This window comes from Undibacterium umbellatum, from assembly GCF_014284125.1.
Lineage (GTDB): Bacteria > Pseudomonadota > Gammaproteobacteria > Burkholderiales > Burkholderiaceae_D > Undibacterium > Undibacterium umbellatum.
In genome coordinates this window covers 64,998-86,945 of record NZ_JACOFX010000007.1, presented here as the reverse complement: position 1 = coordinate 86,945, position 21,948 = coordinate 64,998, and the positions used below count along the sequence as shown (strand labels likewise).

General features: G+C 51.3%; 20 protein-coding genes. 14 read left to right on the top strand and 6 right to left on the bottom strand.

What is annotated here, in order from left to right:
* Positions 1 to 16: 16 nt before the first annotated feature.
* Positions 17 to 1,021 carry an HDOD domain-containing protein gene (locus tag H8L47_RS14840; RefSeq protein WP_186954377.1) on the top strand — a complete coding sequence of 335 codons (1,005 nt, stop codon included), beginning with the start codon at positions 17 to 19 and terminating at the stop codon, positions 1,019 to 1,021.
* Positions 1,022 to 1,278: 257 nt separating this feature from the next.
* On the opposite strand, the gene H8L47_RS14835 is transcribed toward H8L47_RS14840, so the two are convergent.
* On the bottom strand, positions 1,279 to 1,614 hold the full coding sequence (locus tag H8L47_RS14835; protein WP_186954376.1) for a hypothetical protein: 336 nt from the start codon (positions 1,612 to 1,614) through the stop codon (positions 1,279 to 1,281).
* Positions 1,615 to 2,357: 743 nt separating this feature from the next.
* Here H8L47_RS14835 and H8L47_RS14830 point away from each other — a divergent pair.
* Positions 2,358 to 3,908, top strand: coding sequence for a B12-binding domain-containing radical SAM protein (locus H8L47_RS14830; protein ID WP_186954375.1), 1,551 nt, complete (start codon positions 2,358 to 2,360; stop codon positions 3,906 to 3,908).
* A 16-nt stretch (positions 3,909 to 3,924) separates the two neighbouring features.
* Here the strand turns inward: H8L47_RS14830 and H8L47_RS14825 are convergent, their stop codons facing one another.
* The 4 genes from H8L47_RS14825 to H8L47_RS14810 form a co-directional block, all read right to left on the bottom strand.
* Positions 3,925 to 4,764, bottom strand: coding sequence for a substrate-binding periplasmic protein (locus H8L47_RS14825; RefSeq protein WP_186954374.1), 840 nt, complete (start codon positions 4,762 to 4,764; stop codon positions 3,925 to 3,927).
* A gap of 27 nt (positions 4,765 to 4,791) precedes the next feature.
* On the bottom strand, positions 4,792 to 5,106 hold the full coding sequence (locus H8L47_RS14820; protein WP_186954373.1) for a metal-sensitive transcriptional regulator: 315 nt from the start codon (positions 5,104 to 5,106) through the stop codon (positions 4,792 to 4,794).
* A gap of 62 nt (positions 5,107 to 5,168) precedes the next feature.
* Positions 5,169 to 6,602 carry a sensor histidine kinase gene (locus tag H8L47_RS14815; protein ID WP_186954372.1) on the bottom strand — a complete coding sequence of 478 codons (1,434 nt, stop codon included), beginning with the start codon at positions 6,600 to 6,602 and terminating at the stop codon, positions 5,169 to 5,171.
* Entirely contained in the window at positions 6,602 to 7,276 is a 675-nt protein-coding gene (locus H8L47_RS14810; RefSeq protein WP_186954371.1) for a response regulator, read from the bottom strand. The genes H8L47_RS14815 and H8L47_RS14810 overlap by 1 nt, the downstream gene beginning before the upstream one ends.
* 199 nt (positions 7,277 to 7,475) lie before the next feature.
* Between H8L47_RS14810 and H8L47_RS30270 the strand changes: the two genes are divergently transcribed.
* From H8L47_RS30270 to H8L47_RS14750, 12 genes are all read left to right on the top strand, one after another.
* Positions 7,476 to 9,398 carry a methyl-accepting chemotaxis protein gene (locus tag H8L47_RS30270; RefSeq protein ID WP_222616550.1) on the top strand — a complete coding sequence of 641 codons (1,923 nt, stop codon included), beginning with the start codon at positions 7,476 to 7,478 and terminating at the stop codon, positions 9,396 to 9,398.
* 598 nt (positions 9,399 to 9,996) lie between these two features.
* On the top strand, positions 9,997 to 11,112 hold the full coding sequence (locus H8L47_RS14800) for an ABC transporter substrate-binding protein (protein WP_186954370.1): 1,116 nt from the start codon (positions 9,997 to 9,999) through the stop codon (positions 11,110 to 11,112).
* A gap of 80 nt (positions 11,113 to 11,192) precedes the next feature.
* Positions 11,193 to 12,173 (top strand): Bug family tripartite tricarboxylate transporter substrate binding protein, encoded by a 981-nt coding sequence (locus H8L47_RS14795; RefSeq protein ID WP_186954369.1) that lies wholly within the window; start codon positions 11,193 to 11,195, stop codon positions 12,171 to 12,173.
* A gap of 96 nt (positions 12,174 to 12,269) precedes the next feature.
* Entirely contained in the window at positions 12,270 to 13,346 is a 1,077-nt protein-coding gene (locus tag H8L47_RS14790; RefSeq protein WP_186954509.1) for an ABC transporter substrate-binding protein, read from the top strand.
* A 104-nt stretch (positions 13,347 to 13,450) separates the two neighbouring features.
* The gene (locus H8L47_RS14785) at positions 13,451 to 15,229 is read left to right on the top strand and encodes an ABC transporter permease (protein ID WP_186954368.1); all 1,779 of its coding nucleotides are present in this window, start codon (positions 13,451 to 13,453) and stop codon (positions 15,227 to 15,229) included.
* Between the two features lie 55 nt (positions 15,230 to 15,284).
* Entirely contained in the window at positions 15,285 to 16,349 is a 1,065-nt protein-coding gene (locus H8L47_RS14780) for an ABC transporter ATP-binding protein (RefSeq protein ID WP_186954367.1), read from the top strand.
* Between the two features lie 176 nt (positions 16,350 to 16,525).
* Positions 16,526 to 17,956: a hybrid sensor histidine kinase/response regulator gene (locus H8L47_RS14775; protein ID WP_186954366.1), complete on the top strand. Its 1,431-nt coding sequence runs from the start codon at positions 16,526 to 16,528 to the stop codon at positions 17,954 to 17,956.
* Between the two features lie 127 nt (positions 17,957 to 18,083).
* Positions 18,084 to 18,482: a hypothetical protein gene (locus H8L47_RS14770; RefSeq protein ID WP_186954365.1), complete on the top strand. Its 399-nt coding sequence runs from the start codon at positions 18,084 to 18,086 to the stop codon at positions 18,480 to 18,482.
* A 46-nt stretch (positions 18,483 to 18,528) separates the two neighbouring features.
* Positions 18,529 to 19,473, top strand: a complete 945-nt coding sequence (gene dapA, locus H8L47_RS14765; RefSeq protein WP_186954364.1) for a 4-hydroxy-tetrahydrodipicolinate synthase — start codon at positions 18,529 to 18,531, stop codon at positions 19,471 to 19,473.
* Positions 19,474 to 19,496: 23 nt separating this feature from the next.
* On the top strand, positions 19,497 to 20,144 hold the full coding sequence (locus tag H8L47_RS14760; protein WP_186954363.1) for a hypothetical protein: 648 nt from the start codon (positions 19,497 to 19,499) through the stop codon (positions 20,142 to 20,144).
* Positions 20,145 to 20,160: 16 nt separating this feature from the next.
* A complete protein-coding gene (locus tag H8L47_RS14755) occupies positions 20,161 to 20,490 on the top strand; it encodes a hypothetical protein (RefSeq protein WP_186954362.1) in 330 nt (109 codons plus the stop codon).
* A 3-nt stretch (positions 20,491 to 20,493) separates the two neighbouring features.
* Positions 20,494 to 21,075, top strand: a complete 582-nt coding sequence (locus H8L47_RS14750; RefSeq protein WP_186954361.1) for a hypothetical protein — start codon at positions 20,494 to 20,496, stop codon at positions 21,073 to 21,075.
* A gap of 51 nt (positions 21,076 to 21,126) precedes the next feature.
* Here H8L47_RS14750 and H8L47_RS14745 read toward each other — a convergent pair whose 3' ends face one another.
* Positions 21,127 to 21,861: a TorF family putative porin gene (locus H8L47_RS14745; RefSeq protein ID WP_186954360.1), complete on the bottom strand. Its 735-nt coding sequence runs from the start codon at positions 21,859 to 21,861 to the stop codon at positions 21,127 to 21,129.
* Positions 21,862 to 21,948 lie beyond the last annotated feature (87 nt).

Below are 21,948 nucleotides of genomic sequence, written 5' to 3'. Positions count from 1 at the left end.
GCCAGCCGGAGGCAAGGTGATAAGCTATTTCCGCAACTTGCTAAGGCGCTTCCGCAAAGACCAGTCAACTGACGCCTTGCAGGCAGTGACGGTTTTCAGCGAGCCTGAAGACATCGTTGCTGAAGAGGGAGCCTGGCACGCTGACTTTGATGTCGATTCCCGTTTTTATCCCTGGTTGCTGGGCATACATGGCAAGCAGATACAACACGGCGCAGAAAAACCCTTGCTGATCGCCCTGGACCGCCTGGTGCGGGCAGACTTCAGCGATACCCGCCATATCCCGCGGGTGCCCAGCGTGCTGCCTCAATTGCTGAAAAGCCTGCGCAATGAAAATGTCTCAGGCGATGAGCTGGCCAGTCATATCGCCAGGGATGTGACTCTGGTGGCCGAGATCATCAGTGAAGTCAATAGTTCTTACTACAACCCGGCTGACAAGATCAGCAATCTCGATAATGCCATACGCCTGCTGGGTATTAATGGCCTCCGCCTGCTGGTGGCACGTACTGCTTTCCGGCCACTGATACAACTACAGTCAGGCCGTATCACCAGCGTGGTTGCCCCCCTTATCTGGGAGCAGTCAGAAAAATGCGCGCAAGCCTGCCGTTTGCTGGCGCAAGGACGCGGGCTGGATGGCTTCCATGCTTATCTGGCAGGCCTCTTGCAAAACATAGGCTTGATTATCGCCTTTCGCAGTCTTGATCAAATCATGTTGGCCCCAGTCATGCCGCTGGCAACTGAATTTCGCCTGCGTTTTTTGCACATGGCGCATATCCTGTCTTACCGCATTGCCAAAGAATGGGATTTCCCCGATGCCGTCATGCAAGCCCTGAAAGCCCAGGTTAGTCATGAAGGAGAATTACAGGATCTGGCCCTGGTATTAAAGCAGGCGAGTGACATCAGCAAAATCCGATTGCTGGTGAATGCAGGTGTCATTGATGCCAATGATGATGAATTGTGTCTGTCTGCGGACGCAGAAATGCAGCGCTGTTTAATAGCGCTGCATTCGCAGGATGAACCTTAGAGGCTGTTGCAAAATTAACCTGGCGTTGTTGCGCCGCCTTGCCGTGCTAAAGCACTGTCTGCGCCGACGACGCCTAGCCAGTTTAACTTTGCAACAGCCTCTGATGCCCTTCGCCCATTTTCAAAACAAAAACTTCCGTCTGTTTATCGAAAATCTTTGTTTTAAAAACGGGCTGTCGTAAAGAAAAAAAGCCGTTTGTACTTGCTGGCATCCCTTGTGGCTTTGGCGATTGCTATCGCGCACAAAACACATGCTCATCAGCCTTGTATGTGTTTGAGTGATGCCGTTTTTTCTGCCAGTTGCTGACGCACAACCTGGTCTTCCATATCGATCGCCATTTTCTCTTGTGCAGTCAGTCTTTTTGCACTGATCAGTACAGTGTGCGTGACGTTCTGTGCCAGGTTGTCAGCTGTGTCGTATGCGAGTTTTTGTTCTGCAGTCATGCGTTTTGCAGAGATAGTTACGCTGGCGATATTCATGCTTGTTTCAGCCTTTCCTTGGGTAAAAGCAGCAGTGATTGCCAGTGCGCCAGTCAGCAATGCTGTAGACAAAATCAGGCCAGTTTTGAATGTGTTGTTGAATGTGTTTTTCATTTCGTTTTCCTCTTTGTGGTTGGTTGATGTGTGTACTTTAGAGCTTGCGCTGTCAATCCGCGAGGGCTATGCGACGAAACGCAGGAAACTGAGATTGAAGTGTCAAAAACACCTCTCCAACGATTTTTGGGAGGGATAGTTTGATGAAGAAAATTGCCAGGAACCCGGCGGGGAAAAGAACAAACAGAGGTGGATGAGTGGGCAAGGTGACTGCCAGAAAACGCGGTAGAGATAGAGTGTGGCGCAGGATATTTATCGATGAAATTCCTGGCTGGGGGTATATTACATTCATGTTAAATAGAAATATGACTTAACAGTGACATTCACAAATCATATAACAGACATCTAAACATGTAATTGGATTAGCAAGTTTCCTTCCCGTATCATGAACTTGTTTTTAATCAACCAAGGAAATAAACATGATCACCATTATCGTTTTTGCTCAAATTCTGGCAACGATCGTTATGCTGACTGCTGCTTTGACTGACTAAGCATAGTCAAGCAATAGTTTTTACCAGTAATACGTTGTAGTAGTCGTTGTCGTCGAAGTAGTTATTACATAGTTATCGCATAGTAATCGAAAAGCAATTGTAGTTTCAGGCATATCCATGCCAGATGAGTAAGTTTCACTACCAGCACAAGCGCGACCACCCGGCGTCGCGCTGAGGCGTACCGGATTCATGGCAGGCTGCCTGCACTAGAGGCGTACAATAGTGGTTTTAGCCGCTCTTGCCATCCGTACCATGACCATCCTGCTCACCACCCTGAATGCCCGCTATTCCCATGCTTCTCTGGGACTGCGCTATTTACTAGCAAACATGGGCGAATTGCAGCCAGTGACGCAGATTCAGGAATTTGTCATCGGTGCGCGCAGTACCGACATCGTCGAAAAAATCCTGGCTTTGCGCACGCCCGGCGAAAAATTCATCGTCGGCTTTGGTGTCTACATCTGGAATGTCATAGAAACCACGCAAATCGTCGCCGTCCTGAAACGGGTGGCACCAGATGTCGTGGTGATACTCGGCGGCCCCGAGGTCTCACACGAAACTGGCGATCAGGAAATCATACGCCTGGCCGACTACGTGGTTACTGGCTGGGGTGATGTCAGTTTCCCTGCGCTGTGCCAACAAATCCTGCAAGGTCCGCAACCATTGATGAAAGTGCACGCGGGCCTGCAACCACCTATGGCCGAAATACAATTGCCTTACCACTTGTATAGCGACCAGGATATCCGTCACCGCACCCTGTATGTGGAGGCTTCGCGCGGCTGTCCTTTCAAGTGTGAATTTTGTTTGTCAGCACTCGACAAGACCGCCTGGCCATTTGATATAGACCAGTTCCTGCAAGAGATGGAGGGCCTGTATCAGCGTGGTGCGCGCCTGTTCAAGTTTGTCGACCGTACCTTCAACCTGAATATCAAAACCAGTTTGAAGATCATGCAATTCTTCCTCGATAAACTGGAAGCAGCGCCGCATGATCCTGTATACGCGCATTTTGAAGTGGTGCCTGATCATTTACCGGATGCCTTGAAAGAAGGCATACAAAAATTCCCGGAAGGTAGTCTGCAATTCGAGATAGGCATACAAAGTTTTAATACCGAGGTACAGGCCCTGATCAGCCGCAAGCAAAACAATGACAAAGCCGCGGAGAATATACGCTGGTTATGTGAACACTCGCATGCCCATCTGCATGTGGATCTGATTGCTGGCTTGCCTGGTGAAACCATGGAGAGTTTCGCCCAGGGTTTTAACAAACTGGTGGCACTTGGCCCACATGAAATCCAGTTTGGTATCTTGAAACGCCTGCGTGGTACGCCGATTATTCGCCACACCGAAGCCTATCAACTGGCCTTTGATCCGCAACCGCCTTACACCATCCTGGCCAACAAGGACATCGCCTTTGCTGATATGCAAAGACTGATACGGTTTGCCCGCTACTGGGACATGATTGCCAATTCAGGCCGTTTTTCCAATAGCCTGCCCTTGATACTGGCAGATGCCGCTTTCGAGAATTTCATGGCCTTGTCTGACTGGATGTTTGCCAATACCGATGCAACCCACCGCATCGCCCTCGACAAGCTGGCAGCACTGGTCAACAAATGGCTGCTGGAAGTACAGGGCACGGCAGCAGAAGCGATACAACTTGCCATGTCAAGCGACTATGCCGGGCAAGCCATGCATAAGCAGGGTAATAAGAGTGATCCATCGGCACCTCCAAGACAAACCAGGAAAGAAGCCAGCAGGGAGGCTGCAAAGTCTTTACCGCAAAGGCAAGCGCGTCATATGGCAGCGTAAGTAGGTAGCGCGAGGCTTACTTGTCGCTGATCAGTATGCGACTGATTTCACCAGATTTTTTTCCAGCCAGGATCGCTGCATTCAGTTTTCGTATCCATACCTGATACTGGCTACCTACCGCAGCAAAATGCAATTCATCGACCAGCATGGGCTTGGGCAAGACCTTGAAGCCTTGTTCCAAAGTTTTATCTGCCGTGCTGGATTCTTTGCGCAAGATGCGCAGCAATAATTGTTCAATCTCATCTGCCTGGGCACGGCGGTCGCCAAATATCATCACATCCATTCTCTTATTGACGAGTTTTTTCAGGCGTGCGCCGTGCGAGCTTGTATCTTCTTCTACCTGGAACAAGACATTGCGCTGGCTATCGAATTCATCACCATAGCTGGTGCCACGTACGATACCGATGGTCTTGCCTTTCAGGTCCAGCATGCCGTTATAGCTGAAAGTGGCATCGCTGCGGGTGATCAGCCAGACGTAATTGGCGTAGATGGCTTCAGAAAACTGGTAAGTCTGCAGGCGCTCGCGGTTTTTCGACAAGCCAAAAATAATGCCCTCACCAGCCTTCGCATTGATTAACAGCCGCGTCCACGGATAGCGACGGATTTCAAATTTGATGTGCAACTGATGTTCAAAGTAATTCAGTAACTGGCGGATTTCATCACGTATCGGCACCATCTCACCCGCTTCATTACGCAGTTCGCGTATCAGCAAAACCAGCTTTTCCTGTTTTTCTACTTCAGTTGCTTTAACTGACGGATATGCAAATAAACCAAGGACAAAGAATAGTAGCAGCCACGCTGGCAGCCAGTACCTGCACTCTGGCTCAGGACGGTCTGGCTGGACAGGAGTAAACATATGCAGTGACTCTTCTATCAACTTCAATCAGGCAAACTTTTCCAGTAAAGAAGCCAGCCGCCTGGTACTGGCAATGGCCTCTTCGGTAGTCTCTGCTTTTTCTGCGTGAGTGACAACTGCGCTGGTCAGCAATGTGACAAAAGAGCGGTCCAGCGCCTTGCGCGCTGCCGACATCTGTTGCGCTACCGCCTCACAGTCTGCAGGCACGGCTGCCTTGGCGATGAGCTTTTGCACACCACGCAATTGCCCTTCTACCCTGGCCAGACGGTGCAACAGGTCTTTCTTTTGTTGATCGTTCAAGGCCGTGCCTTGCACTATCTTCAGTGGGGGAGTATCTGCCATGAAAAGCCTCCTTCGCTATGGTGATATTAAATCCGATACTACTACTGAGTATCCTACACCAGCTAGTCAGAGATGGGGAAACGGATTTGCACACGCAATCCAGACGTTTCTGATTGGGGGTTTTCTTCCAGGCTGGCGCTTGTCAGGCTGATCTCGCCACCATGCAGTTTGACGATGTCATGGACTATGCATAAACCCAGGCCAGTGCCGCCAGGATTGATTGCCGAACTGGCAGATGCGCGGTAAAAAGGCTGGAATACTTTCTCGCGTTCCGCTTCAGGTATGCCTGGCCCGGTATCCTGGATATCAATCATGGCCTGCCCATTGTCCCGATAAACATGCAAGATGATGCGCCCGCCTTCTGGTGTATAGCGTATGGCATTGTCGAGCAAGTTGCTAAGCATTTCATGCAGCAATAAGATGTTGCCACGATAGTAGACGGCATCATCCGCTTCCAGCGCCAGGTCGATCTGCTTGCGCACGGCGGGCATGGCCAGTTCCAGGCAAACTTCTTGAGCAAGCTGGTTCAGCAAGACATCTTGCAGCTCTGCTGCCGCTGCGCCATGGCCAGTGCGCGCCAGTGTCAGCAGGCGGTTTGCCAGATGGACTGTGGCATCGGTAGTCTGGGCAATGCTGGCGACTATCTGGCGCATGGCTACCGCATCATTTTCGCGTAATGCCAGTTCGGCCTGGGTCTTCAATACCGTCAAGGGTGTACGCAATTGATGCGAGGCGTCAGCGATGAAACGTTTTTGTCCATTGATCAAAGTTTGCAGCCGCGCCATATACGCATTCATGGCATTCACCAGCGGGCGTATTTCCTTGTGGACGACATTCGGATCAAAATCAGACAAGTCGGTAGGTTCACGCGCCTCTACGTCGGCGCGCAATTGCATGATAGGGGCGAGCACGAAGCGCAAAGCCACCCACACCATGAGCGCCACCGCCAGCACCAGTGCCGCTTGGCGCAGCAGGGTGTCGATGAGTATCTTGCGTGACAAGCCACGCCTCGCATCCAGGGTTTCACCAACCTCGATCAGGGCGATACCACGCATCTGGTCGTCATACACGGGCTGGTGCAGGGCGGCGATACGCACAGGCTGGTCCTGATAGTCAGCATGAAAGAAATGCACCAGCGCAGGGTAGATTTCTGAGCGCGGCACGTTCTTCGGTAGATCCGGCAAGTCTTCATAACCAGACACAAATTCTCCCTTGACGCCGGTGACCTTGTAATACAGACGCCCTAAAGTATCGGTCTCAAAACTGTCCAGTGCCACATAGGGCACATTCGCGACGACCTTGCCATCCAGGATCTGCACTCTCTCAGCCAAAGCGCGCGCCGAAGACAAGAGGGAACGGTCATACGCCAGGTCTGCCGCATCAAGCGCGTTGCGGTAAACCGAAAAAGCATTCAAAGCTACCAACAAGACCAGGGGTATCAACAACCAGCGCAAAAACTGCCCGCGCAAACTCCCCAGGCGGTATGGTCTGGACATCAGCGTGCTTCCAGCAAATAGCCTATGCCACGCAGAGTAACGATCACTACCTTGCCAGTGCTGACGGTGTCGAGTTTTTTTCTTAATCTGTGGATATAGATTTCTATGGCATCCAGGTTAGCATCATCATCAAGGGCAAATACTTCATCAAATAGCTTGTCCTTGGATACTGCCTGGCCGGGGCGGCTGATCAGGGTTTCCAGCACCGCATATTCACGCGGTGTCAGTGACAGTGGCTGGCCGTCATAATGGAATTGTCGCGTGACGGTATCAAAGCTCAGCGCGCCACAAGTTAAAGTCACAGCTTCATTGCCCTGGGCGCGACGTAGCAAGGCTTTGACACGCGCTTCCAGCTCAGCCAGCTCGAAAGGCTTGGGCAGGTAATCATCCGCACCAGAATTCAAACCCTGTACCCGGTCACTCAGGCCACCGCGGGCAGTCAATATCAATACCGGCGTCTTGCTGCCACGCGCACGCATGCGTTTCAGCACATCCATGCCATCCATTTTGGGCAGACTCAGATCAAGGATAACCAGCGCATATTCCTGGGTATGCAAAAGTGCATCGGCGTCTGCCCCGTTCATGGCGGTTTCTACCGTCAGGTGCGCATCACGGAGGGCCTTCGCCAGCCAGTGGGATAACTCGACATGATCTTCAACTAATAGTATGCGCATACACAGCCTGTTTAATCCAGATACACGCTAGGCTACCAGCATGGTACAAAAGCGTCACTATTTGTGTAACTATTTCTAACAAGAAAAGCGAGTGGAACTAAAAATACGGATCGCATTCCGGTCATGTCTGGTCTAAGATAAATTTATAAACTTTCTGCCTGACAAGAAAATCTTATAGATCCTGCAACAGGAGGCTGGAATGAGATCAATATTGACAAAGTTGTCGCTATGGCAAAAATTTGTACTATTGAGTGTGATAGCGCTTATTTTGACTGCCATACCAACCGCCCTCTACTACCTCGAATCTTCCAAAAACCTCGACGCAGCACTGGCAGAAAATCAAGGCCTGCCAGCCATGACGCAAATACTGAAAACAGTACAACTGACGCAGCAACATCGTGGCTTGTCCGCCCTGGTACTCGGCGGTGTCAGTAGTGAAAAAGACAAACGCGAAGCCAAGCAGAAAGAGGCCGATGCATCTTATTCCAGCATGGCTGGCATAATCAAAATCATCAACGACAAGGCCATCAATGAAGCCTGGAGCGCCGCCGAGCAAGACTGGCATACTCTGCGCGAGCAAGTAAGCAAAGCCAGCATCAACGTGCCCGCAAGTTATCTGGCCCATAGTGCCCTGGTACCCAAATTGCTGATCGTGAATGATCTTATTGGTGACTACTACGGCCTCAGTCTTGATCCCAGTGTCGACAGTTATCAGTTGATACAGGCCATATACTATATCCAGCCCTATCTGACTGAAGAGCTGGGGCGCATGCGTGCCAAGGGTGCTGGTTTGCTGGCCAGGAAAGAAGCCACGCTGGAAGACAAGATGGTCGTCTCTGACCTCATTGCCAGGTCACAGGACCGTACCCAGCAAATGAACAATTCTTTCAGTAAAGCCGTGTCCAGTAATCCCGATATCGAGAAAAAACTCGGCTCTCTCATGAAAGAAGCCACAGCACAAGCCACAGCCGCGATGAAACTGGCCACGGAAAATATTGCCAAGGCAGAGGCCATGGAATTTTCATCAGTGGAATATGTGCAGGTGACGACCCGTTCCATTGACACACAATTCCAGCTAAATGCTGAAGCCAGCAAGGAATTACACCGCATACTCGATCAGCGCATCAGCGATTTCTACCAGCTCAGGTGGACCATGATAGTCGCCATGCTGGCGCTGATTTGTGTGGCAGGTTTGTTTGCCAGGGCCATTGCACGCTCGGTTAGCGTGCCGCTGGAACAAGCCATCGTGGTGGCCCAGCATATCGCCAGCGGCGACCTGCGTTTCCCTGCTGACGCAGGTGGCCACAATGAAACCGGTCGCCTGTTACAAGCACTGGAAGACATGCGCGTCAGCTTGATAGACATAGTCGGCAATGTCAGGGATAGCATACAGAATATCAATTCCGGTACACACGATATTGCCAGGGGCAATGTGGATTTGTCCGCCCGCACCGAGACCCAGGCTTCCAGCCTGGAAGAAACTGCCTCGTCGATGGAGCAAATGACAGGCACCGTCAGACAAAACTCCGACAGTGCCAGGCAAGCCAATCAACTTGTCAACGATGCCAGCAAGGTGGCTACGGATGGCGGTGGCATCGTCGATCAGGTCATCCATACCATGGAAGCCATCAATATCAGTTCCCGCAAAATTTCCGAGATTATCGGCGTCATTGACGGCATTGCCTTCCAGACCAATATCCTGGCCCTGAATGCCGCCGTCGAAGCCGCCCGCGCTGGAGAACAAGGCCGCGGTTTTGCCGTAGTCGCCGCCGAGGTCCGTAACCTGGCCCAGCGCAGCGCCACCGCCGCCAGGGAAATCAAGGGCCTGATAGGTAGCAGCGTAGAACAGGTAGACGCCGGTAACGAGCTGGCTGGCCACGCCGGCAAAGCCATGAAAGACATCGTCGCCAGCGTCAAACGTATCACCGACATCATGTCAGAAATCGTTACCGCCACCGTCGAACAAAGCACAGGCATAGAACAAATCGACCTGGCCATCACTCAGATGGATGAAATGACCCAGCAAAACGCCGCCCTGGTAGAACAGGCGGCTGCCGCTGCCGAAGGCTTGCAGGAACAATCGCAGGCGCTGGTGCAGACGGTGAGTGTGTTTAAGTTGTAGCCATATTTCATCTTGGTAGCAACAAAGGGACGCTTATGCGTCCCTTTTGATTTGTTGAGCCGCAATGTAAAGCGCAATTTGGATAGATGATGCATTGACGTTGCTTTTGGGGTTGCTTTTGGCTTTCGCAGTTCCCATGTGTAGCCGCCGTTTGTGCAGTACAGAAAATGGAAAAAGAAGAGCCGCTGTCTGAGCGAAGCGAGTTTCGGATCTTCCCATTTTTTGTCCAGCACAAACGGGAACCCCGCAGGGGCGGCTACGCCTGGGTCGCCTTTCTTTGAATACTTTCTTTGGCGAAGCAAAGAAAGAATTTCGGCCGCCGGGCCGAGACCCGGCTTGTATCCACGGAGGGTAGTCGTGTTAATCGAAGTGTGTCATGTAACGAGCAATACGGCATACCTCGAACGCCGCTGGAGCGCCAGCCCGGTGGATTCCAGCAAATCCCATGCTGGAATGGCGTCAATAAGATTACCCCAATGCACCCAACGCGTGAATATCCACGCATCACAAATCTCCCACAAGCCCAATCACTGCAAGCAAACTGAAAGCTCCCCGGCTCTATGCTCCCTTACAAAAAAAAATTCCGGAGACTACCAATATGAAGCCCCTACGCCTCAGTTTCTTCCTGCTCGCCTGTTTCATCTGCCCCGCCATCGCCAGTGCAGGGGGCAAAATCGTCATAGGCCAGTCCGTAGAATTATCTGGCCAGGCCACAGGCAAGGAAAACCGTGAAGGTGCGCAGTTATATTTCGATGCACTGAATCGCCAGGGTGGTATCCACGGCAAGAGTATAGAACTCATCAGCTATGACGACAAACGCGATCCGGCGCTGACTAAAGAAAATACCCTGAAGCTCATCAATGAAGACCATGCCATTGCCCTGTTTGGTTACCGCAGCACCCCCACCATAGAAGCCATCTTGCCATTGCTGGCTAAATATGCGATACCTTTGATTGCTCCTTTTTCCGGTGCACAAAGCCTGCATCAGCCCCCGCATGCTCAGGTATTCAATCTGCGCGCCAGCTACCAGGATGAGGCTGCCAAGATGGTGGCCTCGCTGGCTGACCTGAAAATCAGCAAGCTGGCTATCCTGCATCAGGATGACAGCTTTGGCAAAGATGGTTTGAACGGCTTTGTCAGCAATCTGGAAAAGCGCAATATGCGTGCCGCCGTCATTGCCAGATACGACAGGAAAGAAATGAAAGTCGATACTGCTGTTGCCAGTATCGCGGCAACATCGCCGCAAGCAGTCTTGATGGCTTGTACACCAGCCGCCTGTGCCGACTTCATCCGGCAAATGCAAAAACTGGGGCAAAGACCGCAATTTCTGATGCTCTCAAATGTCAATTCTGATGATTTCTTCAAATCCCTTGGGGCAGAAGGACGCGGCATAGGTGTCATGCAGGTCATGCCTTATCCGCGTGACATAGGCATACCCGTCGTCAAGGAGTTACAAAAAGCGCTGAGATCCAGCAAAAGTCCACCGCCTTTGTCCTATGCTGTACTTGAAGGCTATGTTGCCGCCAAATTAATGGCAGAAGCCTTGCGCCGTGCTGGTAATAATCCAGACTCAAAGAAATTGCTGCAGGCACTGGAAAGCATGCGCGATGTTGATCTGGGCGGGGTGGAAGTCAGCTATGGGCCCAAGGACCATGATGGCTCACATTTTGTTGAGCTCACCATCGTCGGGAAAAATGGCGTGATATTGCGGTGAGCTGCACCGGTAGTTTGTGAAAGCGTACTGAAAGATTCAATTCGGTATGATCCATGTAACCCATCCACTATGGACTTAACATGCAACGGTCTATCTATCTGACATTCTTGCTGAGCAGCCTGCTGGCCTGCCCGCCTGTTGGCGCGGCAAAGTCTGCATTGGCATCAGAAAAGCCAGAAACGGCAATGTGCATAGTCCCTGCCAAACCCGGTGGGGGCATGGACCTTACCTGCAAATTGGCACAGCAGGCGACAGCCAGTCAGCATATGCAAATTAGCTATTTGCCTGGTGGCGTAGGCGCTATCGCCTGGACCACCATCATTTCCCAAAGAAAAGCCGAACCGAATACCCTGGTTGCCTATTCCGGTGGTTCGCTGCTGAACCTGGCCGAAGGCAAGTTTGGTAAATCCGATGCCAGCAATGTGCGCTGGGTGGCAGCTATCGGTACTGATTACGGCATGATCGCGGTGCGCAAGGATTCGCCCTACAAAAACCTGCGCGAACTGATGGATGCCATCAAGAGCAAGCCCGCCTCGGTTGCTATCGGCGCTGGTGGCACAGTAGGCAGCCAGGACTGGCTGAAGATGGCCCAGCTAGGCAAGCAACTGGGCATAGACTCCAAAGCCATGCGTCTGGTGGCTTTTGAAGGCGGGGGTGAATCTTTTACTGCCTTGCTGGCTGATCATGTGCAGGCAGTATCTGGTGATGCTTCTGAAGCTGCCCTGCACGCCCGTGAAGACAAGATACGTGTATTGGCCGTGCTGTCTGATGCCCGCCTGCCTGGCTCTCTGGCGCATGTGCCGACGGCGCGGGAACAGGGTTTCGACGTGACCTGGCCGATTATCCGTGGCGTCTATATGGGCCCACAGGTCAGCGACAGGGATTATCAAAAATGGGTCAGCTACTTCCAGCAAGCCATGACTACCCCCGCCTTTGATGAACAGAGAAAAATCCATGGCCTGTTCCCCTTCGCCATGACAGGCAAGGAGCTGACTGATTACATACAAAAAGCCGTCAGCAATTACCGTCTGCAGGCAAAAGAATTTGGCATGGTGCGTTAAGCCTTTGCCAGTAGCAAGTCCGTATAAATTCGTAATACCCAAATAAACAATAACAGGAGAAGACAAATGCATGCAAAAAATTATTTCATCAAGAGTATGACCGCCCTTGCTGTTGGCAGCATCATGATGCTGAATGCCCAGGCGCAAGCACCGGCTGGCTATCCGGCGGATTACAGCAAGATCGTTGACGGTGCCAAAAAAGAGGGCAAGCTGGTCATCTACAGTGCAACCGATACCAAGGCCGTGGAATCGCTGATCAAGGATTTCCGCAGCATGTATCCTGATGTGCAGGTTGAATACAATGACATGAATTCCACCGAAGTCTATAACCGCTATATCTCGGAAATGGCAGCCGGTGGCAATAGTGCTGACCTGATGTGGTCCTCTGCCATGGACCTGCAAACCAAGCTGGTTTCAGACGGCTATGGCCTGCAATATGCATCGCCAGAAATCAGCGGCATACCCCAGTGGGCGATCTGGAATAACTCTGCCTACGGCACGACATTTGAACCGGCCGTCTTTGTGTATAACAAACGCATGGTGACAGCCGATGAAGTCCCAAAGACCCATGCCGAATTTGCCAAGCTCATCAATAGCAAGCTGGATAAATTCAAAAACAAGGTCACTACTTACGACATCGAAAAATCCGGTGTAGGTTTCATGTTCATCACCCAGGACAGCCGTGAAAACAAGAACTTCTGGGAACTGGCCAAAGCCTTCGGCAATGTCAGCGTGCGTGTGCAATCTTCTACCGGCACCATGCTGGAACGCCTGTCGTCTGGTGAGAACCTACTGGGTTACAACATCCTGGGCTCTTACGCTCTGGTACGTGCCGCCAAGGACCCGTCGATAGGTGTGCAAATTCCCCAGGATTACACACTGGTGCTGTCACGTGTGATGTTCATCAGCAAGGCCGCCAAACATCCGAACGCTGCCAAACTGTGGCTGGATTACACCTTGTCAAAACGTGGCCAGACCATGATTGCCAATGAGGCCAAGTTGTATGCGATACGTGCCGATGTCAAGGGTGAAACCACGTATTCTGATCTGGCGAAAATCATCGGTGTCGGTCTCAAACCTTTGCCCGTGAACCCGATGTTATTGCAATACCTGGATCAAAACAAACGCCTCGCTTTCCTGAAGCAATGGAAAGAAACCGCAGGCAAAAAATAAGCCTTTGAGGCTGTAGCAATGCCGGTTGCTGACTGGCATTGCCAAATGCAATTGGTGGCATTTCCCCACCGCTACCACAAATCAATATTTACATAGGGCTAAGCATGAGCACCCTGAGTCTACCTCCGCGCAGCCGGTGGTCGCAATTCAACTGGCCGCGTGGCCTGGTTGTGACCCTGACGCTGCTGGCGATTTTTACGCCGCTGTCTCTGATTTTATTCCAGAGTTTTTTGAATGCACCTTTCTTTTCTCCGGTGAAAGAACTGGGTCTGGATTCTTATCGTTTCATCTTTGAAGATCCTGATTTCCGCCAGGCATTCTGGAATGGCCTGATCCTCGCTTCCGGCCTGGCTGGCATCGCCGTTCCACTTGGTGCCTTGTTGGCTTTCCTGATGATACGTACCGACTTGCCAGGGCGTAGCTGGATAGAACCGATGTTGCTGGTGCCTATCTTTGTCTCACCCATGGTGATGGGCTTTGGCTATGTGGTGTCGATGGGGCCGGTAGGCTTCTATACCCTGTGGGTCAAGCAAATGACCGGTGTCGAGCCGTGGAATATCTATTCTTTCTTCAGCATAGTCGTGATCGCCGGTCTGACCCATGTGCCACACGTTTACCTGTATTCATCTGCTGCCCTCAAGAGCCTGGGGTCAGATGTGGAAGAAGCTGCACGGGTAGCCGGTGCCTCGCCTTTCCAGGTCGCCATGCATGTCTCCCTGCCCATGATCATGCCAGCGCTGGCCTTTGCTGGGGTGCTGGTGTTCTTCCTGGGCTTTGAAGTTTTCGGCCTGGTACTGGTGCTGGGTGACCCGGAAGGGCATCTGGTATTGGCGACTTATCTGTACAAGCTGACCAATAAACTGGGCACGCCGTCGTATCACCTGATGGCAGCGGCGGCTGTCTGCCTGGTGGCGGTGACCATGCCACTTGTCATGGTACAGCGCTGGTTGTTGAAGTCAGCCAATAAATATGTATCGATCAAGGGCAAGGGTTCACGCCAGAAGCCGCTGCCACTGGGCAAATGGAAATGGCTGGCTTTTGCTGTGCTGGCGGCCTGGCTGATCTTCACTATCGTGCTGCCGTTGTCCGGCATCGTCTTGCGTGCCTTTGTGTCCTACTGGGGCGAAGGTGTCAAGCTGGCAGATGTGATTACCCTGCAGCATTTCAAGGATATTCTGGAACAACCCTCTTTGATGCGAGGCATATTCAATACCGTGTTGATAGGCATTATCGGTGGTGGCCTGGCAGTGATGTGTTATGCAGGTATCGCACTGGCCATGCATCGCAAACCTGACGGCATTACCCGTCTGCTGGATTACAGCGTGCTGGTACCACGCGCAGTCCCGGGTTTGCTGGCTGGCCTGTCTTTCCTGTGGGTATTCCTGTTTGTGCCCAGCTGGCTGGAAAGTGGCCTCAAAGGTTTTGATAATGCCTTCTGTGTCTGGTTGATAGAAAACTTCATCCCGCAATTGCGCGCCTTGCGGTCCACCATCTTCTCGGTCTGGATTGCTTACTCCGTGGTGTGGATGGCATATGGTTTGCGTCTGATTTCTGCCGCCATGCTGCAGGTTGGCCCTGAGCTGGAAGAGGCGGCGCGTGCCGTCGGTGCCAGCCGTGGCCAGGTCACGCGTGATGTCACCCTGCCGCTGGTCAAGTTTGGTTTGCTGGGTGCCTGGCTGATGGTTTTCCTGATTTTTGAACGCGAATATTCAACCGGCGTCTACCTGCTGTCGCCAGGCACTGAGGTCATTGGTGCTTTGATTGTTTCGCTATGGGCGGGTGGTTCTGTTGACTTGGTGGCGGCGCTGTCCTTCATCAATATCACTCTGGTCGCCATAGGTTTGGGTCTGGCTCTGCGCTTTGGCGTCAAATTGAGTCATTGATGACATCTATAAAAACTTCATTGCATCGCAATACAAAAATATACGAGAGCACACCATGTCTGAATTAAGCGTACAAAATTTGACCCTGGAATATGGTTCAGGAGCCACCGCCAACCCCATCCTGAAAGGGGTATCGATGAACTTGCAGCGTGGCGAAGTGGTCGCCCTGCTGGGGCCATCGGGCAGCGGCAAGACTACCTTGCTGCGCGCAGTTGCCGGGCTGGAGTCGCCAAAAACCGGCACCATCACTTTGGGTGAACGCGCCATTTTTGATGGCAGCAAGGGCCTGGAAGTACCGGCAGAACAACGCAACCTGGGCTTGGTATTCCAATCCTATGCCTTATGGCCACATAAAAACGTATTTGACAATGTTGCCTATGGTTTGAAGCTGCGCAAACTCGGCAGCAGCGAAATCAATGACAAGGTCAGGGATGTGCTGGGTCAGCTCGGCCTGGGTCATCTGGGCGAACGTTTCCCGCATCAATTGTCAGGCGGCCAGCAACAGCGCGTGGCGATTGCCCGTGCACTGGTGTACAACCCGCCAGTGATATTGCTGGATGAACCACTGTCGAATCTAGATGCCAAACTGCGTGAAGAAGCACGCGCCTTCCTGCGTGAACTCATCGTCAGGTTAAATCTGTCCGCGTTGATGGTGACCCATGACCAGGGCGAAGCGATGGCGATCTCTGATCGTATCCTGCTATTGAACAATGGCGTCATAGAGCAACAGGGTACACCGCAGAGCATGTATGAAACCCCCAACACACTATTTACTGCTGAATTTATGGGCAGTAATAACAAACTCAAAGGCAAGATCATCCAGCGCAATGGCGACACGGCTACCATCAGTGTCAACGGCGAGCAGTTGAAAGCCACGGTGCGCGGCAAGGATATCGGTGAGGAAGCCACCGCCATCATTCGTCTGGAAAAAGTCAGGATTACCGATAGCCACGCTGAAAATGCCATCAAGCTGCCACTGACCACTTGTATGTACCTGGGTGATCGCTGGGAATGCCTGTTTGGTCATGCCGAGGGCGGTTTGCGTGCGTATTCACCATTCAAGCTCAACCAGGGGGAGTATTATTTGCAAATGGATGCAGACAAGCTCTGGCTCTACTAAAAAGACGCAGGCATCATCCCTGAAAGCCCTACATTGTGGATAACAATGTGGGGTTTTTGCCATTGTGGGCAAGAATTCCCTTAAAAAACACATACTTAGGTATTTCAGCTCTTGCCCGAACTGGCAGTTACGCTCATTATGCCTCCCCATACCGATTTTCGAACATGACTTGAATAATGTCTCATTTCCGCACTTGCCAGCTGACCGCTTTTGCCATGCTAACCTGCCACTGGCAGGTGGCCAGTGCGACTGTACCCGCCAGTGGCAGCGCGTCACCCTGCTGGCAGAGTCTGTGGATTTGGCTGGGTGCAGCAATGCTCGCTCTGGTCATCATTACGACTGTCTATCTATGGCATGTGCGCACCCTGAAAAAACAAAAGCAGGACCTTGAAGCTGAGATCAAGCTCAGGGCCATGGAAGTCAGTGCCCAAAGAGAGGAACTGGAAAAAGTCAATCTGGCCTTGTTAAAAGTGAACAAGCGCCAGGAAGCGCAGCAAAGTGAGCTGACACGTTTTCTTGCTGTTGCCAGTCATGACTTGCGCCAGCCCATGCATGCACTGAATTTGTACCTGGGGGCACTGACTAATTTTGAACTGCCTGCCGCAATGCGCCCTGTCGTCAATAATCTCAGGCATTGCGCACGCACCATGGATGACATGTTTGCCAATCTGCTGGACTTGTCACGTCTGGATGCGCAAATCGTGGAACCACAATTAAAGGAATTTGCCATCGCAGAAGTGTTAGGAAAACTCGATGTGGAGTTCACACCGCAGGCCTTGGCCAAGGGGCTTCAATTCCAGATTCATCACAGCCTGGCTATCGTCAACAGTGACGCCGATCTGGTCGAACAAATTCTGCGCAACCTGATTGCGAATGCAATACGCTATACACCAACTGGCCACATCGTGGTCAATTGTCTTGAGTTTGACCAGCAGTTGCAAATTGCGGTGGAAGATACTGGCATCGGCATCTCCACACATGATCAGGAAACCATTTTTGAAGAATTTTTCCAGGTCGAAAGAAAACAGGAATCCAGACGCAGCACCATGGGCATGGGCCTGGGTCTGGCAATCGTGCAAAGACTGGTGCGGCTCCTGAACATCCCTATTAAGCTGCAATCGCAACCTGACCACGGCTCGACATTTGCTATCGGCCTGCCACTGGCTGCCAGCCAGGAAATGACGGACAAACATGGCCGCAGCAAAGCCAGCAATTCGGCATCGCTGCTGCAAGCCCTGATCGTCGTCATTGATGATGATGAAAACATACTGATGGCCATGCGTGGCTTGCTGGAACGATGGGATGCACGCGTCATCACTGCTACCTCAGGCGCAGGCGCGTTGGCACTGTGCAGCGAAGAAATTAAAATCCCTGATTTACTGATCTGTGATTACCGACTGAAACTCAATGAAAACGGCATCGACGTCATCAATAATTTCAGGGAAGAATTCAATCACCTGATTTCTGCAATATTGATCACTGGCGATATCTCGCCGCAGTTATCAGATGACGCAAAAGCAGCTGGATTGATACTGATGCACAAGCCAATACAAGCAGAAAATTTGCATGGGACTCTGACACAATTGCTCAACGAAGCGAAACAGTGAAGTAAAAATAGGGAACACAAGGATGAAAAGAATTTACATCATGTTTACGATTTTCACCCCTAATTTTTAGAGAATATTTACGCCGCGACTGCTAATCTTGAATTGTGTCAAACAACACGAGATTACGATGAATCAGCATCCCGGTCACACATCTGAAAATTATTCAGACGTTTTAAAATCATGCAAGCGCGAAAAATTTTTATTTGAAAATCATCGCCATCGCAAAAGCGCCTATGCGCTGCAGCAACCCCTGGTCACGTACAAGACGCCTGTAAAATTAGTACAAAATGATTTCGTCATGCGTATTACGGTCGACTCCGAAAGCATCACTGAATTGCGTCATTTAATACTGAAGTCCTGCGGTGACCTGGTCTTGTTCATGCGCGTCAAACCGATAGACCATGCCAGCAAAATGAAGGTATGGCTATGTCTCAGCAAATCTTCGGTCGATACCATCATCAGCCATATCATGCGCGTCTTACCGCAAGCAGAATTTGGAAAAATCACGCCACTTTTGGCAGCCTGAATCAAAAACATAGCGATTCAATCATTCACTTTAGAAATTATTCATCATGTCTATTTACGAAGGCATCTGGGTTCCGCTCGTCACGCCATTTAATCAGGGCAAACCTGATCTGGATAAAGTGCAGCAACTGGCCACGCAATTGATTGCTGCAGGCATACATGGCCTGGTAGTTTGCGGCACCACAGGCGAGGCGGCGACCCTCACTGAAAATGAGCAAGGCCAGCTATTGTCAGCGGTGCTGGAAGTAGCGAAGAATTCTTGTCCGGTACTGATGGGTATCAGCGGTAGCGATACACGCTTGCTGGCAGAAAAAGTGCGGGCATATACCAATCAACACCTGCAAGGTTTTTTGCTGAGTGCGCCATCTTATTTGCGCCCTTCGCAAGAAGGCGTGCGACTGCATTTCGAGACTATCGCAAGAGCGACTGAGAAAGACATTGTTCTATACAACGTCCCTGCCAGAACAGGTGTGAATATCGATCTGAGCACCGTCATTGCGCTGGAAAAGCAGACAAACATCGTCGCCATCAAGGAAAGCAGTGGCAACCTGACGCAAATGATGGGGCTGGTGAATTGCAGTCATCTGAAAGTCTTGTGCGGTGATGATGGCATGTTGATGGACACCCTGAGTATGGGAGGACAGGGTGCCATTTCTGCTGCCGCGCATGTCCAGCCTCATCTGTTTGTGCAATTGCTTGCGTTGATGCGGACTGAACATTATCCTGAAGCACAGGCTTTGTTTACAGAATTGCAGCCTCTGATACGTTTGCTGTTTTCTGAGTCCAATCCGGCTCCCGTCAAGGCAGCACTGGCCTTGCAGGGCTTGATACAGGAAGAGCTACGCCTGCCTCTGACAGCCATGTCCTTGACAGGAAAAATAAAACTGGCGAACGAGCTGGAAAGATTGGCGAACTTGTCTCTGCCTGTCAAAGCCAAAACCCTGTCTATTCCTGCCTCCGGCCAATTCCGCTCCCTGCGCATAGTGCGCTGAACTCTTTGACTGTATCGCTACTTATGATAATCACCATTGCACATGGCGCGGGCAGCCGTGCCAAGTCCATCGTCGCTGACAATCTTGCTGCCTTGAGGACGCTGTCAGGCAGCAAGCTTATTTTGCTGGACAATGATGCCCGCCATGCCTCCCTGAACTGGAGCATCATGCGCCGTTACTCTGGTACTTGCACTCCAGTCATGGCGCGTCAGATCAGTGGCAAGGGCATGCAGGCAGAATTGGAGAATCTACGTTTTCACTATCATGACATCGTCATCGATGCCGAGGCACGCGATTGCATGGGTAGCCGTAGTGCCTTGCTGGCGGCACATGTCACCATCCTGGTGATTGATCTGGATCAGATTGATCAATTGCAAGAAGCAGAATTGAGCGCACGCATGCAGATTGCCCAGGCCGCCAATCCCCGCATGCGCACCTTGATCGTCATGAGTTGCGAGGATGCTTTTCCCGCGAAAGAAAAAGTGTTAAGGGTCAGAAATTTTGTCAGCCAGCTCAGAGCCACAGAATTATTTCCTCACCCCATACTCTGCAGCAATGGCCTCAATCAAGCCTATGAACAAGGCCTGGCAATAAGTGAGTACCAGGCAGCCGATCAAGAGGTGGTATATGGCATGACAGAATTGTTCAGCATGGTATTTACCACCCATTAGCAGCAAGAGATTCTACATGAATAGCCAATTTTTCCTGGTCTTTGTCATGCTCTTGCTAGTCATCTTCGCACCGGCCGTGACGCCATTGCCCGCTATTGGCTGGACTGTCTATTCCCCGCACATTTTCCTGCTTGTATTGTGGACATACGTTTGCGTCACCATGCTCTCCATGTTGATCGCACAGCAAACTGGCAAGTTTTCAAGGGGCAAGAAATACAGTGTGCTGGTCGTAAGCTTGCAGAAATTTCTGGCCCTGATTCTCGTGCTAGTGGCAGTGCAATACCTGCTTTCGAGCTTGTCGGCACACCCAGGGACTATGCCCTTACTACTCGGACGCGGTGCTTGAACCATGATATTGACAATCGTTGGTGACAGCATGGCACCTGGCCAGGAAATCAGCGCCACCTGGCTGGCCAGGCGCCGTGCTTTGGCCGGCAGGAATGTCTTACTGCTTAAGCAAAACTGCGCGAAAAAGCAGGCAAACCAGTACACCAGGGAACGCGACCATGCTGACTGGTTGCGTACAGAAATGAAAGCTGGTGCCAGGTCCAGTGAACTGGCGAGTGATCTGGTGGAGCAGGAATTGGCAAGTGAGAATAATGCGTTTCACGACATTATTATCGATATTCCCAAACCTTTCTATGCCGACGCAAAAACCGTCCTGGCCAATAGCGGCCTGTTGATATTTCACATGGAGCTTAACTTGTGGAATAAGGAAAGGCAGGCAAATTTACTCAAGTGCATCAGGCACGCCCGTAGATCGAATGCCGAACTGCCCGTGCTTATCATAGTCGACAAAATTACCTGTATGCAAAGCCAGAGTTTTGTCAGTAAAATCGCCCATAGTCTGACGAACATCAGGTTCATATACCTGGACGTAGCTGGTGATTTAGCTTTGGTCAATCTGTACAGGGCGGTTTATTTATCATAAATCACCCTGAATATGCTGAGCCAGGCTCGAAGCTGGCTCAGCACGCGCAACTTAGAACGTTTTGCTGACACTCACTACCAAGGCTGTCTTGCCGAGGAATTTTCCATTCGCTGGAGAAGCATAAGCAACTTCACCGGCATTGGTACCGATGACTGCCACGGCACCTGTGACGATACCAAAATCCTTGGTCAGGCCCAGCTTCCAGTCTGTATAACTAAAAGCACCATTGTTCTTGACTTGTTGACGGCCCGCATGCAGATTCAGCGTCAGACCACTGCTGATTTCTACATTCGCGCCCAGATCCAGATAGCCACTATTTTTGCTGTCAGCAAAGCCGAACAGGTTGGTGACTGAATGCGAATACTTGGCATAGGCCGGGCCATAGGAAACTTGTCCATAGATTTCTGTAGTGTTGGCGCTCACAGCAAGACCATTCGATGGATAGACATAGCTTAGCACGCCTACGTCATAGTTGAAGTCCTTGGCGATTTCACCGCGCTTGCCAGCGTACAGATCAATTTCTACATCGCCACCACCACCTGCATCCTTGGTCCATTTGATGGTGGATGCCCATGCGCCGACATAAAAGCCGCTGCGGTTATGTGTATAGTCTGCACCACCCTGCAATGCTGCTTGCAGGCGTGTTTGTGAAATGCCGCGATAGCGATAGTCAGAAGTCACTGCTGCGTTGTAGCTGACTTCATGCTCAGGTTTGGTATCTTCTGCACTGGCGTATCCGGCAAAAAAAACTGTACTGATGGCTGCTGCCATGATGATTTTTTTCATATTGAGTCCTCTCAAAAAAGTATTTGCAAAATTCAAGGATGCAAAAGTCCCACCGGCGAGCAAAGGCTGCTGCCGGTTATTCAGATT

Bases quoted from the DNA above. Each gene is read 5' to 3' on its own strand.
- H8L47_RS14835 (WP_186954376.1), bottom strand. From the start codon at position 1,614: ATGAAAAACACATTCAACAACACATTCAAAACTGGCCTGATTTTGTCT.
- H8L47_RS14830 (WP_186954375.1), top strand. From the start codon at position 2,358: ATGACCATCCTGCTCACCACCCTGAATGCCCGCTATTCCCATGCTTCT.
- H8L47_RS14825 (WP_186954374.1), bottom strand. From the start codon at position 4,764: ATGTTTACTCCTGTCCAGCCAGACCGTCCTGAGCCAGAGTGCAGGTAC.
- H8L47_RS14820 (WP_186954373.1), bottom strand. From the start codon at position 5,106: ATGGCAGATACTCCCCCACTGAAGATAGTGCAAGGCACGGCCTTGAAC.
- H8L47_RS14815 (WP_186954372.1), bottom strand. From the start codon at position 6,602: ATGTCCAGACCATACCGCCTGGGGAGTTTGCGCGGGCAGTTTTTGCGC.
- H8L47_RS14810 (WP_186954371.1), bottom strand. From the start codon at position 7,276: ATGCGCATACTATTAGTTGAAGATCATGTCGAGTTATCCCACTGGCTG.
- H8L47_RS30270 (WP_222616550.1), top strand. From the start codon at position 7,476: ATGAGATCAATATTGACAAAGTTGTCGCTATGGCAAAAATTTGTACTA.
- H8L47_RS14800 (WP_186954370.1), top strand. From the start codon at position 9,997: ATGAAGCCCCTACGCCTCAGTTTCTTCCTGCTCGCCTGTTTCATCTGC.
- H8L47_RS14795 (WP_186954369.1), top strand. From the start codon at position 11,193: ATGCAACGGTCTATCTATCTGACATTCTTGCTGAGCAGCCTGCTGGCC.
- H8L47_RS14790 (WP_186954509.1), top strand. From the start codon at position 12,270: ATGACCGCCCTTGCTGTTGGCAGCATCATGATGCTGAATGCCCAGGCG.
- H8L47_RS14785 (WP_186954368.1), top strand. From the start codon at position 13,451: ATGAGCACCCTGAGTCTACCTCCGCGCAGCCGGTGGTCGCAATTCAAC.
- H8L47_RS14780 (WP_186954367.1), top strand. From the start codon at position 15,285: ATGTCTGAATTAAGCGTACAAAATTTGACCCTGGAATATGGTTCAGGA.
- H8L47_RS14775 (WP_186954366.1), top strand. From the start codon at position 16,526: ATGTCTCATTTCCGCACTTGCCAGCTGACCGCTTTTGCCATGCTAACC.
- H8L47_RS14770 (WP_186954365.1), top strand. From the start codon at position 18,084: ATGAATCAGCATCCCGGTCACACATCTGAAAATTATTCAGACGTTTTA.
- dapA (WP_186954364.1), top strand. From the start codon at position 18,529: ATGTCTATTTACGAAGGCATCTGGGTTCCGCTCGTCACGCCATTTAAT.
- H8L47_RS14760 (WP_186954363.1), top strand. From the start codon at position 19,497: ATGATAATCACCATTGCACATGGCGCGGGCAGCCGTGCCAAGTCCATC.
- H8L47_RS14755 (WP_186954362.1), top strand. From the start codon at position 20,161: ATGAATAGCCAATTTTTCCTGGTCTTTGTCATGCTCTTGCTAGTCATC.
- H8L47_RS14750 (WP_186954361.1), top strand. From the start codon at position 20,494: ATGATATTGACAATCGTTGGTGACAGCATGGCACCTGGCCAGGAAATC.
- H8L47_RS14745 (WP_186954360.1), bottom strand. From the start codon at position 21,861: ATGAAAAAAATCATCATGGCAGCAGCCATCAGTACAGTTTTTTTTGCC.